We start from the raw sequence: 21099 nt of genomic DNA, 5'->3' as shown, positions 1-21099 counted from the left end.
CCTCGCGGGTGCCGGCCGGCGCTGCGTAGGCTCGTGCCATGACTCTCGTCGCGATCCTCAGCGGCGCCGGCATCTCCACGGACTCCGGCATCCCCGACTACCGCGGCCCGGGCGGGCTCTGGCGCAAGGATCCGGAGGCCGAGAAGCTCGTCACGTACGACTTCTACATGACCGATCCGGAGATCCGCCGCCGCTCCTGGCAAATGCGCCGCACGAGCGCGACCTGGGACGCCGAGCCGAACGCGGCCCACCGCGCGGTGGCGGAGCTGGAGCGGTCCGGCGCCCCGGTGCGGGTGATCACGCAGAACGTCGACGGTCTGCATCAGCTCGCCGGTCTCCCCGCCCGCAAGGTCCTCGAACTGCACGGCACCGCGCACGAGACGGTCTGCACCCGCTGCCACGCCCGCGCTCCGATGGCCGAGGCCCTGGCCCGCGTCGAGGCGGGCGAGACCGACCCGCCGTGCACGGTCTGCGGCGGCATCCTGAAGTCGGCGACGGTCATGTTCGGCGAGCGGCTCGATCCGGTGGTGCTGGGCGAGGCGATGTCGATCGCCAAGGCCTGCGAGGTGTTCATCGCGGTCGGTACGACACTGCAGGTGCAGCCCGCCGCATCGCTGGCCGGGATCGCGGTGGACAACGGGGCCCGGCTGATCGTGGTGAACGCGGAGCCCACGCCGTACGACGAACTGGCCGAGGAGACCATCCGCGAGCCCATCGGCACGGCGCTTCCCGCGCTGCTGGAGCGACTGGGCGCCGCCCCGGACCCGGGCCCGGACTCCCGTGGCTGAGTGGCCGGTGCGGCCATCCATCGCGTCCTGGCCCCGGGCGGCCAGCTGTTGCTGATGGTCAAGCCAGTGGCGGCTCAGCGGCCCGGCCGGGATCTCCGATGCCTCCCGGTCAGTGTTCGAGTTCCCGCTGTACGCGGCGCGAGGGGCGGAACGTGTACAGGTCGAGGATCTCGGGCGCGTCCACCAGCCCCGGACCGCCCGCCCCGACCCAGGCGGCGATGTCCTTCACGGCGTCCGGGTCGTTGACCAGCCCGAGCCAGACCGGGCGGCCGCCCGCCCTGCGGCCTTCCGCGGAGGGCTGTACGACGATGACGTCGGCCTGCTCGCAGGCGTCCAGGCACTCCACGGCGCGGACCGTGGCGGCCTCGCCGAGCGAGCGGCGCAGTTCGGCGAGCCGGCCGGCGTGGTCGACCTCCGGGATCTTCGCTGTCCCGCAGCAGCAGCCGCGGCAGACACTGACGGTGGGCCGGGGCGTGCCCCGGGCCGGGGCAGCCTTGCGGGTGCGGCGGCTCATACGGGGACGCCTCCGGTGTCGGCGCGGATGATCACCGTGGGACTGTACCGATACCTGCCACCGGATCGAACACCTGCACTCCCCCGTCGGCCGGTGGGGTAGAGTTGATGGCTGCGAAGGGGAGTAGCCCCGCAAACCGGTCGTCGACACACTGGAGCCCCCGGGTTCCCGGTGGCCGGGCCCGTAGCTCCTTACGGGCGGGCGAGACCTTCGGTCAGGTATGACACGCCCGCGCCCCGTGGGCGCTGACGTCATGCCGGGCCGAGTGGTCCTCCGAAAAGCCCGAGTGGCGCTTCGCGAAGGCCCCGGGGCCCGGCTCTCACAGAAAGCCACCCGGAATGCACCTCGACCCCCTGGCGATTCTCACCGCCTTCGGGCTGATCTTCCTCGCGGAACTCCCGGACAAGACGATGTTCGCGTCGCTTGCCATGGGCACCCGCATGCGACCGCTGTATGTCTGGTTCGGCACGTCGTCCGCGTTCATCGTGCACGTCGCCATCGCCGTCGGGGCGGGCAGCCTGATCGGGCTGCTGCCCGACTGGATCGTCAAGCTCGTCTCGGCGTCCCTCTTCGCGTTCGGGGCGTTCATGCTGCTGCGCAACGGCGGCGGCGATGACGAGGAGGAGAACGGCACCAGGACGGTGACCGGCTTCTGGCCGGTCTACTCGACCGCGTTCATGGCGGTCTTCATCAGCGAGTGGGGCGACCTCACCCAGATCACCACGGCCAATCTGGCCGCAAGCAACGGCACTTGGTCCACGGCGATCGGGTCCGCGGCCGCCCTGATGTCCGTCTCGGCGCTGGCGCTGCTGGCGGGGCAGTTCATCGCGAAGCGGGTGCCGCTGAAGACGGTTCAGCGGATCGGCGGGGTCTGCATGCTGGGGCTGGCGATCTGGACCGTCGTGGAGATCTTCATCGGCTGACATCTCCGCCGCTTCCCATCGCACCGTTGTCCCTGCCGCCTCCGCAGGGCCGCAAAGGACGGGCTTGGTTCTCCAAGCCCGTCCTTCGCGCTTCTCCGCGCGTTCGGCGATGTCAGAAGAGCGCCGGTGCGTCGTCCTGCGTGCCGCTCTCGAAGGCCAGCAGCCGCTGCTTGCGGTCGAGCCCGCCGCCGTAACCGGTGAGGCTGCCCGAGGCACCGATGACGCGGTGGCACGGGACGATGATGCCCACCGGGTTCTTGCCGTTGGCGAGGCCCACCGCACGCGAGGCGCCCGGTTTACCGAGGAGCTCGGCCAGTTCGCCGTACGAGCGGGTCTCGCCGTACGGAATCAGCCGGAGCTGCTCCCAGACGCTGCGCTGGAACGGGGTGCCGTCGAGGTGCAGCGGCAGGTCGAACTCGCGCAGTTCACCGGCGAAATACGCGTCGAGCTGGCGGATCGTCTCCGTGAAGGGGCGCGGGTCGGGCTCGCCGAAGGTCTCCTCGGGCGGGCGGTGCCGTTGGCCGGTCATGTAGAGGCCCGCGAGGACGCCGTCGGTGGCGACGAGGGTGAGCGGACCGTACGGGCTGTCGACGACCGTGTGCTGCCGGGCCGCCGTACGGGTGTGCTTCGCGGTCATGGGTGACTTCCCAACGTGCTTATGCGGGCAGGTGGTTGATGGGATGATCGTCCACGGTCCAAAGGTACTGAACCGCGTAGGCCCGCCAGGGCCGCCAGGCTGTCGCGCGGGCGGTGAGCGCTGCGGGCGTCGACGGGAGGCCGAGCTCCTCGGCCGCGCGCCGGATGCCGAGGTCGGTGGGGAGGAAGGCGTCCGGGTCGCCGAGCGCCCGCATCGCGATCACCTCGACGGTCCAGGGGCCGAAGCCGGGAAGAGCGGTCAGTTCGGACCGGGCCTTCTCCCAGTCCGTGTCGGTGCCGAGCCCCAGCGTGCCGTCGGCGAGTGCGCCGACGAGGGTGGTGAGGGTGGTGCGGCGGCTGCGCGGCAGGGCGAGCTGTTCGGGGTCGAGTCCGGCGAGGGCCTCGGGGGTCGGGAAGAGATGGGTGAGGCCGCCCTCCGGGTCGTCGACGGGGACGCCGTGCGCGGTGACCAGCCGGGCCGCGTGGGTGCGGGCGGCCGCGGTCGAGACCTGCTGCCCGAGCACGGCCCGCACGGCGAATTCCGCACCGTCGACGGTACGCGGCACCCGTCGGCCGGGCGCCGTGTCGACCAAGGGGGCGAGCAGCGGATCGGCGCGCAGCTGGTCGTCGACGGCCACCGGGTCGGCGTCCAGGTCGAGCAGCCAGCGGCAGCGACTGATCGCGAGGGTGAGGTCGCGCGGATCGGTGAGGAAGAGCCGGCAGGCGATGTGGTCGGGGTGCGGGGTGAGAGCGACGATGCCGTGCCCGTACCGGAGGGTGAGCGTGCGGCGGTAGGCGCCGTCGCGCCACTCCTCGACGCCGGGGACCGCGGTCGCGGCGAGGTGGCCGAAGAGGTTGGTCGGGTTGAGCGGGGCCCGATACGGCAGCCGCAGCGCTATCACGCCGGGAGTGGGCGACGGTGCCGCGGACCGGGCGGCGCGGCTGCGCAGCTCGCCCGGGGCGAGCGCGAAGACCCCACGGACGGTGTCGTTGAAGGTGCGGATCGAGGAGAACCCGGCGGCGAACGCGACCTCGGCCATGGGCAGCCCGGTCGTCTCGATCAGCAGCCGCGCGGTCTGCGCGCGCTGCGCGCGGGCCAGGGCGAGCGGACCGGCGCCCAGCTCGGCGAGCAGCTGGCGCTCGATCTGCCGGGCGGAGTAGCCGAGCCGGGCCGCGAGACCGGGGACGCCTTCGCGGTCGACGACGCCGTCCCGGATGAGTCTCATCGCACGGGCGACGGAGTCGGCGCGGGCGTTCCACTCCGGGGAGCCGGGGCTGGTGTCGGGCCGGCACCGCTTGCAGGCCCGGAACCCGGCCTGCTGGCAGGCGGCGGCGCTGGGGTAGAAGGTCATGTTCTCGACCTTGGGCGGTACGACGGGGCAGCTGGGGCGGCAGTAGATCCGGGTGGTCAGGACCGCCGTGAAGAACCAGCCGTCGAAGCGGGCGTCCTTGGACTGGACGGCCCGCACGCAGCGCTCGGTGTCGGTGTGCATGGTTCAAGCATCGGCCACCGGGCACCCGGGGGCTCGCGAAAATCCGACATCAACCTCGCGCTGCCAGGGCCTCTTCGAATTCCGGAACGGACGACGCGGTGACCGGTCTCCGAGGACCCCTGTGCCATCGGATACATGGGGATGGCCTACGCCGACTCGGCGGTCGAGGTCATCTTGCTCAGTGACCACGCCGACGACCCGGCGTACGCCTGCGAGAACGTCGCCTCGGCTGCGTACCCCCTGAGCCGGGTCACCGATTTCCACGTCGACAAGCAGCCGGGGAAGCAGTTGGACCCGGTCATGGAGGAGCTGCTCCGGTTCATCCTCAGCAAGCGGGGCCAGCAGGTGGTCTCGGGTCAGCAGACCTTCCTGCTGCTGCACTCCGGCCAGACCCGCGACAGCCTCGACGCACTCGACACCGCACCCTGATCACTCCTTGCCGATCGCCCCGGCACCGTCCGGCCCGGCACGCATGGCGCAGCCCGGTGATCGATCCGATCACCGGGCTGCGCCATGTCACACCTTTACGCGGACCGGGGCCGTACGATGTCACACCTTTACGCAGACCCGGGCTGCGCCATGTCACACCTTCACGCGGGTGGCGGCCGGCCTCGCTCCTCCTGCCGGAGACCGCGACCGACCGCCACCCAACCCGAACAGCCCGGTCACCAGGAGGACTTGGTGACCCCGGGAAGGAATCCGGCATGGGCCTGCTCACGCATCCGCACGCGTGAGAGCCCGAACTTCCGGAGGTGTCCGCGCGGCCGCCCGTCCACGCCATCCCGGTTTCGCACCCGGGTCGCGCTGGCGTCGCGCGGCTGGCGCCGAAGCTCGTCCATGGCGGCGCGGCGTTCGGCGTCCGTGGCGGACGGCCTGCGGATGATCTTCTTCAACTCGGCGCGTCGGACGGCATGTCGCTCGACGATCGCCTTGCGCTTCTCGTTCTGCGCGATCTTGCTCTTCTTGGCCATCAGACCTTCACTCCCCTGGCGCGGATGCGGGCGACGGCCGCCTCGATCCCGATGGTGTCGATGGTCTTGATCGCCTTGGCGCCGAGCGTCAGCCGGATGTTCCGGCCCTCGCTCGGCAGCCAGTACCTCTTGCGCTGGATGTTGGGGTCGAAGCGGCGCGAGGTACGCCGATGCGAAGGGGAGATGTTGTTGCCGAATCCCGGCCGGGCGTCGGTCAGTTGACAGTGGGCGGACATGGCCTTACCTGCTTTCCGGCGAACCGCTTGTTGGAAATGGAAATCATTGCCATATAGTAGCTCTCATGCCACGCAACGAACTACGCCCGGTCGTCAAGCTCCGCTCCACCGCCGGGACCGGCTACACGTACGTCACCCGCAAGAACCGCCGGAACGACCCCGAGCGCATGGTTCTGCGCAAGTACGACCCGGTCGCCCGCACGCACGTCGACTTCCGCGAAGAACGCTGACCGCTCCCGCCCGACCCAGAAGGACACCCTCATGAAGCCCGGAATCCACCCCGCGTACGGCCCCGTCGTCTTCCGCGACAAGGCCGCCGGCTCCGCCTTCCTCACCCGTTCCACCGCGACCGGCGACAAGACGGTCGAGTGGGAGGACGGCAACATCTACCCCGTCGTCGATGTCGAGATCTCCTCCGCGAGTCATCCCCTCTACACAGGTACCGCCCGCGTTCTGGACACCGCCGGACGCGTCGAGCGGTTCGAGCGCCGCTACGGCCGTCGCGGGGCGAACTGATGCAGGCCCAGGCCCGGTTGCCCGTCGTGATCGTCTGCGGGCTCCACTCCGACGCCCGCAAGGAGGTCGTGGACCGGCTGCTGCGTACCGTCCCCGGCAGCGTCGCCCTCCACCACGATCTGACCACCGCCGCCGAAGGCACCGTGCGGCGTGTCGTGCGGGACGCGTCGGGTGAGCTGTCCCGCGGCGACGCCCCGCTCGTCAACGACTGCGCCTGCTGCGCGCTGCGCGAGGACCTGGTCCCCGAACTGGAGCGGCTCGCCGGCACCGGTTCGGCCAGGCTGGCGATCGTCGAGCTGTGGGACTCCGTCGAGCCCAGGTCGATGGCCGAGGTCGTCGTCGCGCACGGCGGTCACGCACTCGAACTCACCAACGTGATGACCGCCGTCGACCCCGCGCTCGTGCTGCCCTGCCTCGGGAACGGCGACGACCTGGCCGAGGCGGGGCTCGCGGCGGCCACCACGGACCGGCGGACCGTGGGCGACACCTGGGCGCGGCAGCTGGAGTACGCACCCGTGCTCGCTCTCGTCGACAGCGAAGCCGCCGACGACGAGGACCGCGCACTGCTCACCCAGCTCCACCCGACCGCGCGTCAGGTGCCCGCCGGTTCGGGCGAACTCGGCCAACTGGCCTTCGCCGGCTTCGACGTGGAATCGGCCGCGGCGGCCCAGCACCCCGCCTGCGCGCTGCTGCCGCAGGAGGCGGACGAGGCCGGGGTCGCCACGCTCGTCTGGCACCGCCGCCGGCCCTTCCATCCCGAACGGCTCTACCAGGCGCTGGAAACCCTGTGCTGCGCGGCCGCGCGCAGCCGTGGCCGGTTCTGGCTCGCCGACCGCCCCGGCACCCTGCTGGCCTGGGACGCCGCCGGTGGTGCGCTCTGCGTGGAGAACGCGGGCCCGTGGCTGGCCTCCCTGCCGGACGCCGCCTGGGACCTGGTGGATCCGATGCGCAGGGCGGCGGCCTCGCTCGACTGGCACCCCGAGCACGGCGACTGCTGCCAGCACCTCGTCTTCACCTCCCCCGGCCTCGACCGCGACGGGGTGACGCGGCTCCTCGACTCCTGCCTGCTCACCGATGTCGAGTACGCCGCGGGGCCCGAGGCCTGGAAACAGCTCCCGGCCCCCTTCGACTCGCTCCTCGACCCGGTTTCCTGACCGCCGCAGCGCACACGGCTCCGCGCCCCCTCCATCCCAAGGAATTCACATGGCACGACGCAACGATCCCCACAAGCCCCTGAAGGCCCGTCCCAACCCGCTGGACACGGCCGGGATCACCTACATCGACTACAAGGACACCGAACTGCTACGGAAGTTCATCTCCGACCGCGGCAAGATCCGCAGTCGTCGCGTGACCCGGGTCACCGCACAGCAGCAGCGACAGCTCGCCCGGGCGATCAGGAACGCCCGCGAGATGGCATTGCTGCCCTACGCGCACAGGTAACAGCACAGGTTGCGTGCGTTCGCCGGACCGGCCCACGCGGTCTCGGACCCACGCGGTTCGGCGGACGCGGTTCGGCGGACGCGGTTCGGCGGACGCGGCGCGCCCGTCAGCCCTGCGCCGCAAGGACCTCTTCGAACTCCGCGTACGCGTGCGCGTCGAACAGTACGAACCGCACCTCCTCGACGGGCGGGGAGGCCGCCTCCAGAACCGTACGGACGGCGATGCGCGCCCCGTCGTCCATCGGCCGGCCGTAGATCCCGGTCGAGATGGCGGGGAGGGCGACGGTACGTGCCCCCGACTCCGCTGCCACCCGCAGCGATTCGCGATAGCAGGAGGTGAGGAGCCGGGACCGGCCCTCGGCGCTGCTTGGTCGGACACCATCCGGTGTGCAGGTAATCGGTGACGGCCCCGTCGCCCATACGGTCGACGAGGCTGGCGGCGGCTCCGCCAAGAATCACCGCGAGCGCCGGGGCTGCGGCCCGCGAGGTGGGGGCCGAGCGCCAGGCCGGCAAGCCGACGCGAGGTGTGCTTAGAGACGCATGGCCCGGGCGCAGCGAATCCCCGTACGGCGGGAAGGACTTCACGCGGTTCGGCCGTAGTGCCCTCGGCAAGAACGGTGCGTGGTCCCCGCACACGACCTCGGGCCGACCAGGCCACCGGAGTCGGCGGCTCCCGGCCGACCAAGAGATCGACGGTAAAGAGTCAGGCGACGGCCCGGCGGGAGCGGACCAGGGCCAGCGCACCGAGGACCACGCCGACCAGCGCCACCACCATGGCCACGACGGAGCCGCCTCGCCCGGAGCCGCTGCCCACACCGCCATCGGCAGCGGCCAGAGCCACGCCACCGATGACCAGGCCGAGCAGCGCCACCGCCAGGCCCGCGACGGCCCCGCCGCGCGCGTTGCCGGCGCCGCGGCCGGCGACACGCAGAGCCCGTACCCCGAGCACCACGCTGATCACCGCCACCACCAGGGCCGCGAGGGAAGGGCCTCGCCCGGAGCCACCGTCGTCACCGTCGGCGACCATGACATTCGCGGCCGCCGGCGCGGCAAGCACGAACCCCGCGGTCAGGGCGGCTGCGGTAGCGGTAAGCAAGTGACGGACGGACATGGAGGATCCCTTCGGTTTTCATGACGGGGTACGGGCCACAGCGTAGGTACCGGCATGGTCACGGGTCGTCATGCCGGAGTAGCCGTTCCGCCTACCGTCGGGGTGGTATCCGTTCAGGGCGGAGTCTTCTGTCACAGCAGACGCCTACCGCAATCGCAGCAGTCGTGCGCAGCCCACGCAGCCCACAACTACCCGCAGTTTTCCCGAGACTCACCGCTGTCCGACCTCTCGTCGACAACTCGGTTCATTGAGCTGCGGGCCGCGGTGACGTCGTGGGCACGGCCGGGCAGTGCGGGTGAGATCCACAGCAAAGGACGCGCAGCAGGCCGGGTGCACGCCAGGAGAGGCGGTCGATGACGGCGGTGGCGTAGGCGTGCTCGGTGCCGACGCAGATGCCGAAGTCGACGGCGATCTGCGCGAGCGTGTCGTGCCTGGGGTGGACCAGACCGACGAGGGCCCGCTGGTGGGGTGGGAGCTTGCAGCGGCGGTCACCCTCACGGGTGACGATGAGCATGGAGGTGAGCGGCTCGCCACCGACGAACAGCGCACGCAGCACGGGGAAGTCGGCGCCGGGCCGGTGCCCGGCCGCGGTCGCGGCGGCGGCGGCCCAGATGAGGCATTCGGTCGGCACCGACCAGGTCAGCGTGACCCCCAGGTCGTGCATGACCCGGACCACGCGGGCGTACGGCATGGCCAGCGACCGGTTGTCGCCGGGCACCACTGTGGCCCCATGCAGCCGGCCGGCGGCGTGCGCGAGATGCCCCGTCAGCAACAGCGCGTACGGCGTGCGCACCAGGAAGATGTCCTCGCCGGATATCCCGATCCACTTGCGGGCGAAGCGCTCGGCCAGGTCGACCCAGTCCTCCGCCGTGTAGTACGAAGGCGTGGGCCGGCCTGCCGTCCCGCTCGACTCGTGATACGTGGCCAGCCGCTCCTTCGGGACAGCGAGCATTCCGTAGGGGTAGTTGTCCCGCAGGTCCTGCTTCGTGGTCAGCCGCAAGGCGGCGAGGTCGGCGGCGGTCGTGGGCAGGGCCGCCGAGTTCAGCCGCCGGCGGTAGAACGGCGAGCGGGCTGCCCAGGAGACGGTTTGCTGCATCGACAGCATCGACGGTGCGTTCGCGCGGCACGATCACGGAAAGCCGCATCTGGGATGTGGAGATCCAACTCGTCGGAATCCCGGCCGCGGCCAGCGCCGCCAGGAGCCTGGTCGTGTACTCGGGACGGCTGAGCAGGCCCATCCCGACGACCGAGACCTTGCCGACGTTCTCGTCGAAGTGCACACCCCCGCCGTAGGCGGCCGTCACCTCGTACAGTGCGGCCCGCACCGAGTCGGCCTGGCTGCGGCGGATCGTGAATCCCATGCGGAACTCGCTCTCGTAGGGACCGGACCTGGCCACCAGGTCCACCACCGTCCCCTGGGCGGCCAGCACCTCGAACACATCGGGAGCCAGGTCCCGACGGCTGTCGCGGCAGTGCACGAGCACGCGAGCGACATCGGTGTCGTGGGTCACTGCCACGACGGCCCGCCGGGTCTCCAGCGGCCGGTCGTCCGGCCGGTCGACGACGGTTGTTCCGGGCGCCTGCGATGACACGTTCCGGACGCGCACTTCGACCCCTTCCATTGCGGCCAGTTCGATGCAACGGGTGTGCAGCACCTTCGCGCCCGCGAACGCCATCTCCGCCATGACGCCAGGTTCGACCCACGGCAGGCACCGCGCCGCGGGCAGGATGCGGGGATCGGCGCTGAAGACGCCGTCCACGTCGGTGTAGATTTCGCAAGCCGATGCGCGAAGTCGCGCTGCCAGCGCCACCGCGGTGGTGTCGGAGCCACCACGCCCGAGCGTGGCGACGTCCCCGGCGCGGTCGACCCCTTGGAATCCCGTGACCACGGCGACCTGGCCGGCCTCCAGAGCCGCCCGCACCCGTGCCGCCCCGATCCGCGAGATGAGCGCTTCGCCATGCCGATCGGTGGTCTCGATGCCGGCCTGATGACCGGTCAGCGAGATCGCCGGCACCCCCAGCCTGTTCAGGGTGAGGGCCATGAGCGCCGCCGACTCCTGCTCGCCCACGGCCAGCAACTGATCCAGTTCCCGGGACGGGGACGGGGCTCCGATGTCGGCCGCCAGTCGCAGCAAATCATCGGTTCTGCTGCCGCGTGCCGAGACGACCACGGCCACGGCCACGGCCACCGACGATCCGCGCCGCCGCGCCGCCGCGCCGCAGCGATACGGAGGGCGGCATGACGAACACAGTCAAGCGTCTGCAAAGAGGTACCGCCATATTTTTGGACCAGCACATCCACAGTCGTTTTCACCGCTCTCGTCGAACTGGTATGCCACGACAGTAATCACGATGCACCGCCCCGCCCACTACCCGCCCGAGTAGTGCCACCACATTCAGTTATTCACGCCATACCGGCGGCCGTTACCTGAAACACGCGATGGCGGCTTCACGTCATTGTGCGATGCCTTTCGCCTCCGCAATATCGAGAGGGGTCATCTGATCTCACGCAAAGGGGAGCGATATGTATGGGACGGATTCGAGCACGGCCGGCCCCCCGGATGCTCTGACCGGCCTCGGCGAGGACGGACGTGCCTTCGCCCTGCTGTACCGGCCCGGCTCGGCAGGGAACGCGCACGTGGAGGTCCTGACCGGCGAGGTCTGCGAGGTGCCCTGCCTCGCCGAACTGCCCCTGCCTGACGGGCCGGTGGGCGGCGCGCGGCACGACCTGCTCGTGGCGGTTCCGTACCGGCAGATCACCGAACGCGGCTTCGCCTGCCGCGACGATCACGCGCCCCTGCTCGCCCTGCGCGTCCAGGAGCAGGCCGCGATCAGGCCCTGGCAGGCCTGCCCGAGCTGAACGTGCGCGTGTCCGAGGCCGGATTCGACATCAGCGACGAGGACTACGCGGCGATCGTGGAGCGGGTGCTGCGTGACGAGATCGGACAGGGCGCCGGTTCCAACTTCGTCATCCGCCGTTCCTTCGTCGCGCGCTTGGACGACTACTCGGTGCGCACGGAACTGGCCGTCTTCCGGCGGCTGCTGACCGGCGAGCCGGGGTCGTACTGGACGTTCCTGTTCCACACCGAGGCGGGCACGTTCATCGGCGCATCGCCGGAACGGCACGTCAGCATGGCTGACCACACCGTCTCGATGAACCCCATCAGCGGGACCTACCGGCACCCGTCGACCGGTCCGGACATTTCCGGGATCCTGGAGTTCCTGAACGACCGGAAAGAGGCCGACGAACTCTATATGGTCGTCGATGAAGAACTGAAAATGATGGCCCGTATGTGCACCTTCGGCGGCCGGATTCACGGCCCGTTTCTCAAGGAAATGGCGCGCCTGACCCACTCCGAATACATCCTGACCGGGCACAGCGATCTCGATATACGCGACGTGCTGCGAGAGACCCTGCTCGCGCCGACCGTCACCGGCAGTCCGCTGGAAAACGCCTTCCGGGTCATCGGACGTCATGAGACGACTGGGCGCGGATACTACGGCGGCGTTCTCGCGCTGATCGGCCGCGATGCGGCGGGCAGCCGCACCCTCGACTCGGCGATCGTGATCCGGACCGCCGAGGTCGACGACGACGGCCGGCTGCGCCTGGGCGTCGGCGCCACCCTCGTCCGTGACTCCCACCCGGATTCCGAGGTGGCCGAGACCCGGGCCAAGGCCGCGGGCGTGCTCCAAGCGCTCGGCCTCGCACCGGAGGACTACGGTGCCGGCGGCGGCGCGTCCGTCCCGGTGGGCGCGCACGCGTCACCGGCCGCCGATCCCCGGGTGCGCCAGGCACTTCAGTCCCGCAACACCACGCTGTCGCGGTTCCGGCTCGACGGAGCGCAGCACAGCACGCCGGTCCCGGCGCTGGCCGGGCGGCACGTGCTGATCGTCGACAACGAGGACACCTTCATGGGGATGCTCGGCCATCAGCTGCGAGCCCTCGGCCTGCGGGCCACCCTCACGCGCTTCGACCATCCGCTGCCCCCCGAGGAGTTCGACCTCGTCATCGTCGGTCCCGGTCCCGGCGACCCCCGCGACGCGACGGACCCGCGCATCGCCACGCTTCGCGCGTTCACCCGTGACCTGCTCGCCGGCAGCGTCCCGTTCCTGTCCATCTGCCTGGGCCACCAGATACTCGCCTCCGAGCTGGGCCTGGAAATCGTCCGGTGCTCGGCGCCCAACCAGGGCGTGCAGAAGCTGGTCAACATGTTCGGCCGGAACGAACTCGTGGGCTTCTACAACACCTACGCCGCCCGCGCCGAACACGACTTCATTCCCGGCACCGGGCAGCGAAAGCCCATAGACGTCAGCCGGCACCCCGGGACCGGCGAAGTGCACGCCCTGCGCGGTGCGGGATTTCGTTCCGTGCAGTTCCACGTCGAATCCATACTCACCCAGCACAGCCCGCAGATCCTCGGCGAGCTGCTCACCTCGTTGCTGAGGGAGGCGGGAAATACCGGTGTTCCCGGTGCGCGCGTGGGAGCGCGCCGCCGGTAATCGGACACACACGCCACGCTCCACGTCATTGCGTGCCCTGTCGCCGTGAAGGCCGCCGGGCGCCTCGAAGGTACTGCGTGGGCGGTAGACGACCGTTCCTTCACAAGGAGGACTCGCACACGGCAGGAGCCGACTAAGGTGCGCCTATGAGCACAGGACTGTCCCGTGTCTGGGCCCAGGTCAGGGACTGGGTTGTCGCGGTCGGTATGGCCGCGGTACTGCTGGTCACCGCGCTGTCCGGGAATCACGTCGCCACGGACCTCGACCTGCTCGGCTACGCGCTGGTGGTGACGAGCGGTCTGGCCCTGGCCGCCGGCCGCCGGGCTCCTGTTCCCGTCCTGGTCGTCACGGGGCTGTGCGTGGTGGGGTACAACGCGGTCGGCTTCGAAGTGCCCGCCGTCGCGTACCTGTTCGCGGTGTACGCCGCCGTACGGTCGGGGCACGGCCTCGTCACCGTGCTGGTGTCCGTGGCGATGCTGCTCGGCCTCCCCTTCGCGGTCATGGCCTCCCCCGCGGACGGACCCGCGGCAGACGCGTTCGCACAGGCCCGAGGCGTCCTCGAGCTGGCCTGGCTGATCGCCGCCGGTGCCGCGGGTGAGGCGCTGCGGCAGGCCGAGCGGCGGGCAGACGAAGCCGAGCGCACCCGCGAGGAGACCGCGCGGCTGCGCGCGACCGAGGAACGGCTGCACATTGCACGGGAACTGCACGATTCGCTCACCCATCAGATCTCGATCATCAAGGTGCAGGCCGAAGTCGCCGTCCACCTGGCGCGCAAGCGTGGCGAGCAAGTGCCGGAGGCCGTGCTGGCGATCCAACAGGCCGGCCGCGAGGCGACCCGCGAACTGCGAGCGACCCTGGAGACGCTGCGCGACGACACCAAGTCCCCGTCGCATGGGCTCGCCCACGTCCCTGAACTGGTGCAGAACACCCATGGGATAGGCCTGCAGACAACGCTGACGATCGAGGGACAACGACAAGACGTGTCGGACGCGGTCGACCGGACCGCCTACCGGATCGTCCAGGAGTCGCTCACCAACGTCGCCCGCCACTCCGCCGCCACCACCGCGTCGATCCGAATCGACTACCTTCCGGACGCTCTCGCCATTCGGGTCGATGACGACGGGACGGCCATGCCGGGCTCCGCCCCGGTGCCCGGCGTCGGGCTGCTGGGGATGCGCGAACGGGTCACCGCCCTGGGCGGCCGCCTGCGGGCGGAACCGCGCGCCGAGGGCGGTTTCACTGTCCAGGCCGAACTCCCGGTGGCGCGGACCTCATGATTCGTGTTCTGCTGGTCGACGACCAGCCGCTCCTTCGCAGCGGATTCCGCGCGCTTCTCGACGCCGAGGACGATATCGAGGTGGTGGCCGAGGCCGCCGATGGCAAGGAGGGCCTGGCCCTCACCAGGAAATACCTGCCCGATATCGTGCTCGTCGACATCCAGATGCCGGTCATGGACGGCATCGAGACGACCCGGCAGATCGCTGCGGACCCAGCCTTGTCCGGGGCCCACGTGGTCATCCTGACCAACTACGGCCTCGACGAGTACGTGTTCAACGCGCTGCGCGCCGGCGCCGCAGGGTTCCTCGTCAAGGACATCGTGCCGGACGACCTTCTTCACTCCGTACGCGTCGCCGCGCGCGGTGACTCCCTGCTCGCGCCGTCGATCACCAAAATGCTGATCAGCCGGTACGTCGCCCAACCGCTCAGCACAGAGGTCACGAGGCTGGAGGAGCTGACCAACCGCGAACGCGAGGCCGTCACCATGGCCGCGCAGGGCCTGTCCAACGACGAGATCGCCGACCGCATGGTGATCAGCCCACTGACCGCGAAAACCCATATCAACCGGGCCATGATCAAGCTCCAGGCCCGCGACCGGGCCCAGCTCGTGGTCTTCGCCTACGAGTCCGGCCTGGTATCCCCCCGAAGCCGCTGAAAGACAGCGGAACCGGAGGGGTGCCCCGGATCCGCTTGTCCGTAGGTGGGGCTGCAACCGATCAACGAGATCTTCGGTCGAGTCAAATCACTGGATGAAGTCCATCGTCCCGGGCTTCCACTTGTAGTGCGACTCGAGCTTGTAGTAGTCGCCTTCGGGCGCCAACGCGACGCCGTAGACGAACTTACGGTCGGCGCCACTGTACGGAACGCTGCTCACGAACTTCTCGATCTCCGGTTCGATACGGACGGGAAGTGTCTTCAGTTCCGTGGTCGTCACGGCGAAGCAGATCCGCTCGATCCTCGAAGAGTCCCAACTCAGCGTGACATACAGCCCGAACGCCGCCTGGCCGAGCTTGAGCATCTGCTCACTCGGTTCCGCGAAGCCGGTTTCCCGGAGCATCGAGACGATCGTCTTCGATTCAAAGCACTCCGCGGGTACCTCGTTGAAGTACACGTTCATGGTTCGGTGCGGGTAGTCGATCCCGATCACGCCGACTCTGTCGTCCAGGCCGTAGCGGGCGAAGAAGTCACCGTTCTCGGCCAGGCTGCGCGGCATGGACGGGATGTCGACGAGCGTCGACAGCTCCTGGAGGTCGTCCGGGGCGAAGAACGAGTAGATCTTCTTGAAGCCGCCGACGACTCCGAAGTCGATTCCGTAACTGTCGATGGGCAGCCGTCCCTGCATATCGAAGAGCAGGGCGCCGACGGGATGCTTCGTCCTGGCGCCGAGGCCGTTCGACAGAGCGAGGGCGTAGGGATCGCGGTGCTTCGGGTGCGTCGTGAAACGGCAGTCGAGCTCTCCCACGTGGCGCACGCCGGTCGCGACCCGGAAGGCGACCACGGTCACGTCATGCTCGAACGCGTCCCCGTAGGTGGTCAGGATGGGCCCGACCTTGTCACGCGAGCAGGCTACGCCCAACAGCCGAGCCGATTCCTCGATGGCCGAATAGAGTTCTGCCACCTCGGCAGTTGCGGACATGTCTCCTCCAATTGTTCCCCGCCGGGCGAGAGCTGGCTGCCAAAACGCGTACGCCCACCGGCGTACGCGCACGGATCGTCATGCCGGCTGCCCTGTCGCGGCTCGTGGATTCGCTTGTGACCGGACAGTGCGGCCAGCCGGTAGGGGCCGGTCGTCGAGAAGGAGAGGTCGTGAATTCCGACGGCGAAACCCCCGGACATCGCTAGCCTCCGATCTCCGTGGTCGCGTTCTTGCGCTCCAACTAGACGTGGGCTCACATCAGTTCGCCCGGATTCGTCTGCGCCGCCAGAAGCGAGAGTTCGCCGCACAGCACCGTCGCGGCCGCGATGACCGCGAGCCGACGCGCGTTCTCGCCCGGTTCGCGCGCTTCCCGGCAGCCGAGCCGCGTCAGGTTCTCCTCGACGAAGTCGAGGCCCTTTCCGTTGCCGACCGTTCCCACGATCAGGTTCGGCAGGGTGCAGGAGAAGTACAGGTCGCCGTCCCGGTCTTCGGCCACGGTCACACCCTGTGAGCCTTCGACGATGTTGGCCGCGTCCTGGCCCGTCGCCAGATAGAACCCGAGCCGGTCCAGCATTCTGGCCACATCCTCCAGCATGAAGGATCTTCCCAATACGGCCGCGACCTTCAGGAAGTGCTGACAATTCGTGCTCAGATCGCCCAGCCGACGCTTCACGAACGCCAGAACGCGACGCGGAATCCGCGGTTCAGCGAGCTGAACCGTTCCGTTGTGTTCCTTTACAAGCCCTTCTTCGACAAGTCCTAGCGAAAATTCGGCAAGTAACCGATGGCTTCCGCCCGCACCGGCTGCGAAGTCGAGTAGTTCATGGTCCGGGTCACCCCCGAGGATGTCCCGCAAGACCTGTTCGTCGGTAGCATATTCGTTCAGCGGACCCGGAACCAGCCGCCTGGTGACGCTCACACCGTTGAGTACGGATCTCGGTTTGTGGTTCTCTATCGTCGGTCCCGATGTCATAACCCCGGCTTACCCCCGTATATTGTCCGGCGTTCTACAACCTCGCACACTTCGCGTGTTCAGTTATTGACGAAGCACCCAAGAATGACCCTGGCGTTTCATCAGCGGAGTTAACTGGGCCCTCCGGCGGTAATCGTACCGAACGCATTCGGCCAACATAAGAGGCAAGGAGAGATCTTTCACGCTCCAGCGCACCGTACGCATTGACAGATACCCGACCTGGGCGTAGTACGGCGCAGATCATAACCAAAATTCAGGAGCATTCCCATAGAACTTTTGTCATGGCATGGGCATGCAGTTCCCACGGTCTTCTGCATTACTTTTGCTGGACGCGGACCATGACATACGTAATGGGCCGCACGGAGCGGCTGCCGTCAGGTCGCAGCAGACAGATAGTCGTCACTGCGCACGAAGTCGAGAGCCCCCGTCCAATTCGGGACGGGGGCTCTCGACTTGGTACGCGGGAGGCTCTGCAAAGAAGTGCGGGCAACCCCTGCCGAGGGTTCCCCGCACTTCGACTCGACGAGGAAGGGTCAGACCCTGGCCTCTTCCTCGACGCCGGCCTTGGAAGCCGAGGTCGTCTTCGGTGCCCGGCTTCCGGGCATCCACCAGTTGGCCTTGCCGCACAGCTCCATCACCGCGGGGACGAGGACCATCCGGATGATGGTGGCGTCGATGAACACGGCGACGGCCATACCCAGACCGATCTGCTTGATCGAGACGTCGGGGCCGAGCAGCGAGGTCGTGAAGACGGCGACCATGACGGCGGCCGCGGCCGTGATGACCTTGGCGGTCCGCGCCAGACCCTGGGTGACCGCCGTCCGCGTGTCACCGGTGCGCTCGTACTCCTCACGGACCCGCGAGATCAGGAAGACCTCGTAGTCCATCGACAGACCGAACAGGACCGGGAACATCATCATCGGCACCCAGGTCGTGATCGGCATGTCGGTCGGGAACCCGAGGGCCGAGCCGAGCCATCCCCACTGCACGACCGCGACCAGCACACCGTAGGCGGCACCGATCGACAGTAGGTTCATCACCGCGGCCTGGAGAGCGATCGTGACCGACCGGACCAGCGCGACCAGCAGCACCAGGGACAGCAGGATGACGATCGCGACCATCCAGGGCAGACGCGTGCTGGTCTCCTCGGCGAAGTCGATCGCGCCGGCGTTCGGGCCGCCGACGTAGACCTTCTCCCCGCCGGGCGGCTCGGGCAGCACGTCGTCACGCAGCTTGTGCACCAGGTCCGTGGTCACCTCGTCCTGGAATCCCGTCTTGGGGAAGGCCATGAAGGTGGCGGCCTGCTGGTCCTTGCTGACCCGCGGCTCCGTGGCGTAGGCGATGCCCTCGGTCTTCCTGACCGCCTCGACCACGGGGCCCAGATCGGCACCCTGGGAGCCGACCTCGGTTGCGAAGATCAGGGGTGCGCCGTAGCCGGGGCCGAAGCCGTCGGAGAGGATCTCGTACGAGGTGTAGCTGCTCCTGTCGCGGGGCTGGACACTCGCGTCGGGCAGGCTCAGCCGCATCGACAGCGCGGGGGCGGCCAGCACCAGCAGGCCCGCGCCGGCCAGCACCGCGGCGAGCAGCGGCTTGCGCTGCACCACACCGGCCCAGCGCTCGGCAGGGGTACGGCGCTCCCGGGCCGGGACACCGTCGGTCCGCTGCTTGCGGGAGGTGCGCCGGGGCAGACGCAGCGAGTTGATCTTGTAGCCGGTGAAGCCCAGGAACGCCGGCAGCAGGGTCACTGCGGCGATCATCGTCACCAGCACGGTCACCGACGCGCCGATGGCCACGCCGGTCATCAGCCGCTGTCCCATGGCGATCAGGCCGAGCAGCGCGATCACGACGGTCGTGCCGGCGAACAGCACCGCGTGACCGGCGGTGGTGATGGCCTTGACCGTGGCGGCCTCGGGCTCGTTCCCCGCCTCCAGGCTCTCCCGGTAGCGCGTCACGATGAACAGTGCGTAGTCGATGCCGACACCGAGGCCGATCAGCGCGGCAACGAGCACGGTGAAGTCCGGTGAGGGGACGATGTGCCCGACGAGCTTGATCAGGGCAATACCACCGAGGATCGCCATCAGCGCGGTCACGATCGGCAGACCCATCGCCACCAGCGACCCGAAGGCGATGAACAGGATCACCGCCGCCGCCAGGACGCCCACGCTCTCGGCCGGACCCTGCGCAGGCGTCTCGGCCTTCTCCGCCTTGTCGCCGCCCAGTCCGAGCGTCACACCGTCACCGGAAGCGTCCTTGACCACGGTCACCAGGGGCTTGACCGCGGTCTTCTTCACATCCTTGTCGGTCAGCGGGATCGTCGTACGGGCGATACGACGATCCTCCGTCACCAACTGCTCGTCGTCGTACGGCGAGGTCACCGGTCCGGTGATGGGCGAGGCGTCCAGATCGGCGATCAGCTTCTCGATCTTCTCCCGGGCGGCGGGATCGTCGATCCCCTTCTCCGCCTTGATCGCGAGGGTCAGCGTGTCCCCTTGCTCCTCGGGGAAGTGCTTCTCGATCAGAGCCTGCGCCTTGGCCGACCCGGAGTCACCACCGGTGAAGTCGTTGTCCGGGGCGGCGCCGAAGCCGAAGCCGACGAACGCCAGGGCGATCACGCCGACGATCCAGGCCAAGAGGACCAAGCGGCGGCGCCGGTAACAGAACCGGGCTAGCCCCGCCAGAGCTCCATCCGTGCGGGGAGTCTCGGTTGGCATCGTCTCTCCTAGAGTCGTTGAGCGTTGCGCTCAATCCTCACAAGGAGGCTCCCCTGCGTCGACGTACGTATGAAGACACTATGCCGATGTCACTACCATGGTTGCCGTACTCCGTCCGCAGTACTGGGCGACCTGACAGCCGGCGAATCGGAGAACAAACACCGGTGAATTGGAGAACGAACAAGCATCACGAGCGTCGTCCCGGCGTCAGGACATCGCTCGTGACGCACTCGGCGCACCTCCTGCATGCCTGCAAGACCGGCCCCAACTCGGCCAATCCAGGGCCAGAGCCCGAGATTTTCAGCAGTCTTCCAGGGGCAGGCCGTGGCTGTCCGTCGTCTCGACGGGGCGTGCCGGGTCACGGAAGCCGCCGTTCAGCAACCGGGTCCCGGTTTACTGAGGTTTTCAGGGTGGGGTCGGTGTTGTGAGTGTCGGTCCGGTCCCGGCCAGGCATCCGTCGATGAGTTGGTGCTGGAGTTGGATGTGTCTGAGGCCTCGGCGGAGCGTTCGGGTGAGGTGGTCCGGGTCCTCGAAGACGGCGTTCGCCGTCGGGCCGCGCCGAAGAAGTGACCAGACGCTCCCGACGGGGTTGAGGTTCGGAGCATACGAGGGCAGCTGAGAAGACGGTGAGCCAGTCGTGTTCGGCCGCGTACTTCTTCTATGCCGGCTGCGCGATGGGTGTTGAGGTTGTCCGGGACCACCACGATCGGGCCGCCGAGCTGGATGCGCGCGCGGACCGGCAGGTCGCGGTAGTCGGTCCAGGCGAAACTTTTGCGGGCTCCTTCGAACGGCAGGTGGAATCGGGGCCGGTAGATCAGGCGGCTCTTCTCGCCCGGCTCGTAGCAGCACAGGGCAGCGACGGAGATCCGGCGGCGGGACAGCAGGTCGCGGAGCCGGCTGGTCTCTTCCGGGACAACTGATCACAACTGCACCTGCGCACAACGCGCTGCCTTTCTCCAGCGGCGCACCGCCAACACCCGCGCAACACAGGCCCTGATCTGCTCCTACCACTGCCTGACGACCCAACAGAGCGAGCGTCAAACGAACGTCACGAGCGTCATTCCAGCGTCAAGATGTCGCCTGTATCGCCCACACCGCACATACTGCGCACCAATAGAGCCGCAGGTCAGGCACCCTTTGCGGCAGGTTCAAGGATGGCAACGCGCTCCGCATGGTGCGTCATCGGGATCACGTCGCTGGTGGATGCTGTCCTGCACCATTGACATCCTCCCCTCCCTAAAGGAGGGGATTCCTGGCTCACGTTGGCTGCGGACCGGCAGTCCGTCAGCTCTTACACGATCAGCACCAGCCGGGTTGAGACCAGCCCGGACGAGCATCACGCGGGCGGAGTTCTTATCCCTGGGGGATACGGCT

18 protein-coding genes and 7 pseudogenes are annotated in these 21099 nt (G+C 68.8%); 10 read left to right on the top strand and 15 right to left on the bottom strand.

Annotation, left to right across the window (positions count from 1 at the left end; translation table 11 throughout):
• Positions 1-38: 38 nt before the first annotated feature.
• Positions 39-788, top strand: coding sequence for an NAD-dependent deacetylase (locus tag ACFVV1_RS12000; RefSeq protein ID WP_389988358.1), 750 nt, complete (start codon positions 39-41; stop codon positions 786-788).
• A gap of 109 nt (positions 789-897) precedes the next feature.
• Here ACFVV1_RS12000 and ACFVV1_RS11995 read toward each other — a convergent pair whose 3' ends face one another.
• A complete protein-coding gene (locus ACFVV1_RS11995; RefSeq protein ID WP_389988355.1) occupies positions 898-1302 on the bottom strand; it encodes a (2Fe-2S) ferredoxin domain-containing protein in 405 nt (134 codons plus the stop codon).
• Between the two features lie 338 nt (positions 1303-1640).
• Between ACFVV1_RS11995 and ACFVV1_RS11990 the strand changes: the two genes are divergently transcribed.
• Positions 1641-2225, top strand: coding sequence for a TMEM165/GDT1 family protein (locus tag ACFVV1_RS11990; protein WP_389988352.1), 585 nt, complete (start codon positions 1641-1643; stop codon positions 2223-2225).
• 112 nt (positions 2226-2337) lie between these two features.
• On the opposite strand, the gene ACFVV1_RS11985 is transcribed toward ACFVV1_RS11990, so the two are convergent.
• Positions 2338-2862: a methylated-DNA--[protein]-cysteine S-methyltransferase gene (locus ACFVV1_RS11985; protein ID WP_389988348.1), complete on the bottom strand. Its 525-nt coding sequence runs from the start codon at positions 2860-2862 to the stop codon at positions 2338-2340.
• A gap of 19 nt (positions 2863-2881) precedes the next feature.
• Positions 2882-4354, bottom strand: coding sequence for an AlkA N-terminal domain-containing protein (locus ACFVV1_RS11980; protein WP_389988345.1), 1473 nt, complete (start codon positions 4352-4354; stop codon positions 2882-2884).
• A gap of 135 nt (positions 4355-4489) precedes the next feature.
• Here ACFVV1_RS11980 and ACFVV1_RS11975 point away from each other — a divergent pair, with 135 nt between their 5' ends.
• Complete coding sequence (locus ACFVV1_RS11975; protein WP_389988341.1) at positions 4490-4783, top strand: hypothetical protein; 294 nt, start codon at positions 4490-4492, stop codon at positions 4781-4783.
• A 236-nt stretch (positions 4784-5019) separates the two neighbouring features.
• Here ACFVV1_RS11975 and rpsN read toward each other — a convergent pair whose 3' ends face one another.
• Positions 5020-5325 carry a 30S ribosomal protein S14 gene (gene rpsN / locus ACFVV1_RS11970; RefSeq protein ID WP_389988337.1) on the bottom strand — a complete coding sequence of 102 codons (306 nt, stop codon included), beginning with the start codon at positions 5323-5325 and terminating at the stop codon, positions 5020-5022.
• Positions 5325-5561 (bottom strand): 50S ribosomal protein L28, encoded by a 237-nt coding sequence (rpmB, locus tag ACFVV1_RS11965; protein ID WP_389988334.1) that lies wholly within the window; start codon positions 5559-5561, stop codon positions 5325-5327. Before rpmB ends, rpsN begins: the two co-directional genes overlap by 1 nt.
• Positions 5562-5626: 65 nt before the next feature.
• On the opposite strand from rpmB, the gene rpmG reads away from it, so the two are divergent.
• From rpmG to rpsR, 4 genes are read left to right on the top strand one after another with little or no spacing between them, the layout of a single operon-like run.
• Complete coding sequence (gene rpmG, locus ACFVV1_RS11960; protein ID WP_389988331.1) at positions 5627-5791, top strand: 50S ribosomal protein L33; 165 nt, start codon at positions 5627-5629, stop codon at positions 5789-5791.
• Positions 5792-5822: 31 nt separating this feature from the next.
• The gene (locus tag ACFVV1_RS11955) at positions 5823-6077 is read left to right on the top strand and encodes a type B 50S ribosomal protein L31 (protein WP_389988328.1); all 255 of its coding nucleotides are present in this window, start codon (positions 5823-5825) and stop codon (positions 6075-6077) included.
• Complete coding sequence (locus tag ACFVV1_RS11950; protein WP_389988325.1) at positions 6077-7231, top strand: CobW family GTP-binding protein; 1155 nt, start codon at positions 6077-6079, stop codon at positions 7229-7231. The genes ACFVV1_RS11955 and ACFVV1_RS11950 overlap by 1 nt, the downstream gene beginning before the upstream one ends.
• A 49-nt stretch (positions 7232-7280) precedes the next feature.
• Positions 7281-7517 (top strand): 30S ribosomal protein S18, encoded by a 237-nt coding sequence (gene rpsR / locus ACFVV1_RS11945; RefSeq protein WP_389988322.1) that lies wholly within the window; start codon positions 7281-7283, stop codon positions 7515-7517.
• A 106-nt stretch (positions 7518-7623) separates the two neighbouring features.
• Here rpsR and ACFVV1_RS11940 read toward each other — a convergent pair.
• The 5 genes and pseudogenes from ACFVV1_RS11940 to ACFVV1_RS11920 form a co-directional block, all read right to left on the bottom strand.
• A pseudogene (locus ACFVV1_RS11940) lies at positions 7624-7884 on the bottom strand (macro domain-containing protein); the annotation flags it as partial.
• 335 nt (positions 7885-8219) lie between these two features.
• Positions 8220-8627, bottom strand: coding sequence for a DUF6223 family protein (locus tag ACFVV1_RS11935; protein ID WP_389988319.1), 408 nt, complete (start codon positions 8625-8627; stop codon positions 8220-8222).
• 251 nt (positions 8628-8878) lie between these two features.
• Positions 8879-9141 (bottom strand): annotated as a pseudogene (locus ACFVV1_RS11930) (IS5/IS1182 family transposase); the annotation flags it as partial.
• A gap of 57 nt (positions 9142-9198) precedes the next feature.
• Positions 9199-9579, bottom strand: a pseudogene (locus ACFVV1_RS11925) (phenylacetate--CoA ligase family protein); the annotation flags it as partial.
• Positions 9580-9772: 193 nt separating this feature from the next.
• Positions 9773-10798: pseudogene (locus tag ACFVV1_RS11920) on the bottom strand (aspartate kinase); the annotation flags it as partial.
• Positions 10799-11151: 353 nt separating this feature from the next.
• On the opposite strand from ACFVV1_RS11920, the pseudogene ACFVV1_RS11915 reads away from it, so the two are divergent.
• From ACFVV1_RS11915 to ACFVV1_RS11905, 3 genes and pseudogenes are all read left to right on the top strand, one after another.
• Positions 11152-13127, top strand: a pseudogene (locus ACFVV1_RS11915) (anthranilate synthase family protein).
• 146 nt (positions 13128-13273) lie between these two features.
• Positions 13274-14404, top strand: coding sequence for a sensor histidine kinase (locus tag ACFVV1_RS11910; protein ID WP_389988316.1), 1131 nt, complete (start codon positions 13274-13276; stop codon positions 14402-14404).
• On the top strand, positions 14401-15060 hold the full coding sequence (locus tag ACFVV1_RS11905; RefSeq protein WP_389988313.1) for a response regulator: 660 nt from the start codon (positions 14401-14403) through the stop codon (positions 15058-15060). Before ACFVV1_RS11910 ends, ACFVV1_RS11905 begins: the two co-directional genes overlap by 4 nt.
• A gap of 87 nt (positions 15061-15147) precedes the next feature.
• Here the strand turns inward: ACFVV1_RS11905 and ACFVV1_RS11900 are convergent, their stop codons facing one another.
• The 5 genes and pseudogenes from ACFVV1_RS11900 to ACFVV1_RS11880 all read right to left on the bottom strand — a co-directional run.
• Positions 15148-16041 (bottom strand): aromatic prenyltransferase, encoded by an 894-nt coding sequence (locus ACFVV1_RS11900; RefSeq protein ID WP_389988310.1) that lies wholly within the window; start codon positions 16039-16041, stop codon positions 15148-15150.
• 253 nt (positions 16042-16294) lie between these two features.
• Positions 16295-16960 (bottom strand): hypothetical protein, encoded by a 666-nt coding sequence (locus ACFVV1_RS11895; RefSeq protein WP_389988307.1) that lies wholly within the window; start codon positions 16958-16960, stop codon positions 16295-16297.
• Between the two features lie 587 nt (positions 16961-17547).
• A complete protein-coding gene (locus tag ACFVV1_RS11890; RefSeq protein WP_389988304.1) occupies positions 17548-19725 on the bottom strand; it encodes an MMPL family transporter in 2178 nt (725 codons plus the stop codon).
• A 405-nt stretch (positions 19726-20130) separates the two neighbouring features.
• Positions 20131-20609: pseudogene (locus ACFVV1_RS11885) on the bottom strand (transposase).
• Positions 20610-20873: 264 nt separating this feature from the next.
• Positions 20874-21099: pseudogene (locus tag ACFVV1_RS11880) on the bottom strand (hypothetical protein); the annotation flags it as partial.

It is taken from the genome of Streptomyces sp. NPDC058092 (assembly GCF_042884935.1).
GTDB lineage: Bacteria > Actinomycetota > Actinomycetes > Streptomycetales > Streptomycetaceae > Streptomyces.
Note: the sequence above shows the minus strand (reverse complement) of the source record. Positions and strands in the feature narration are given on the sequence as shown.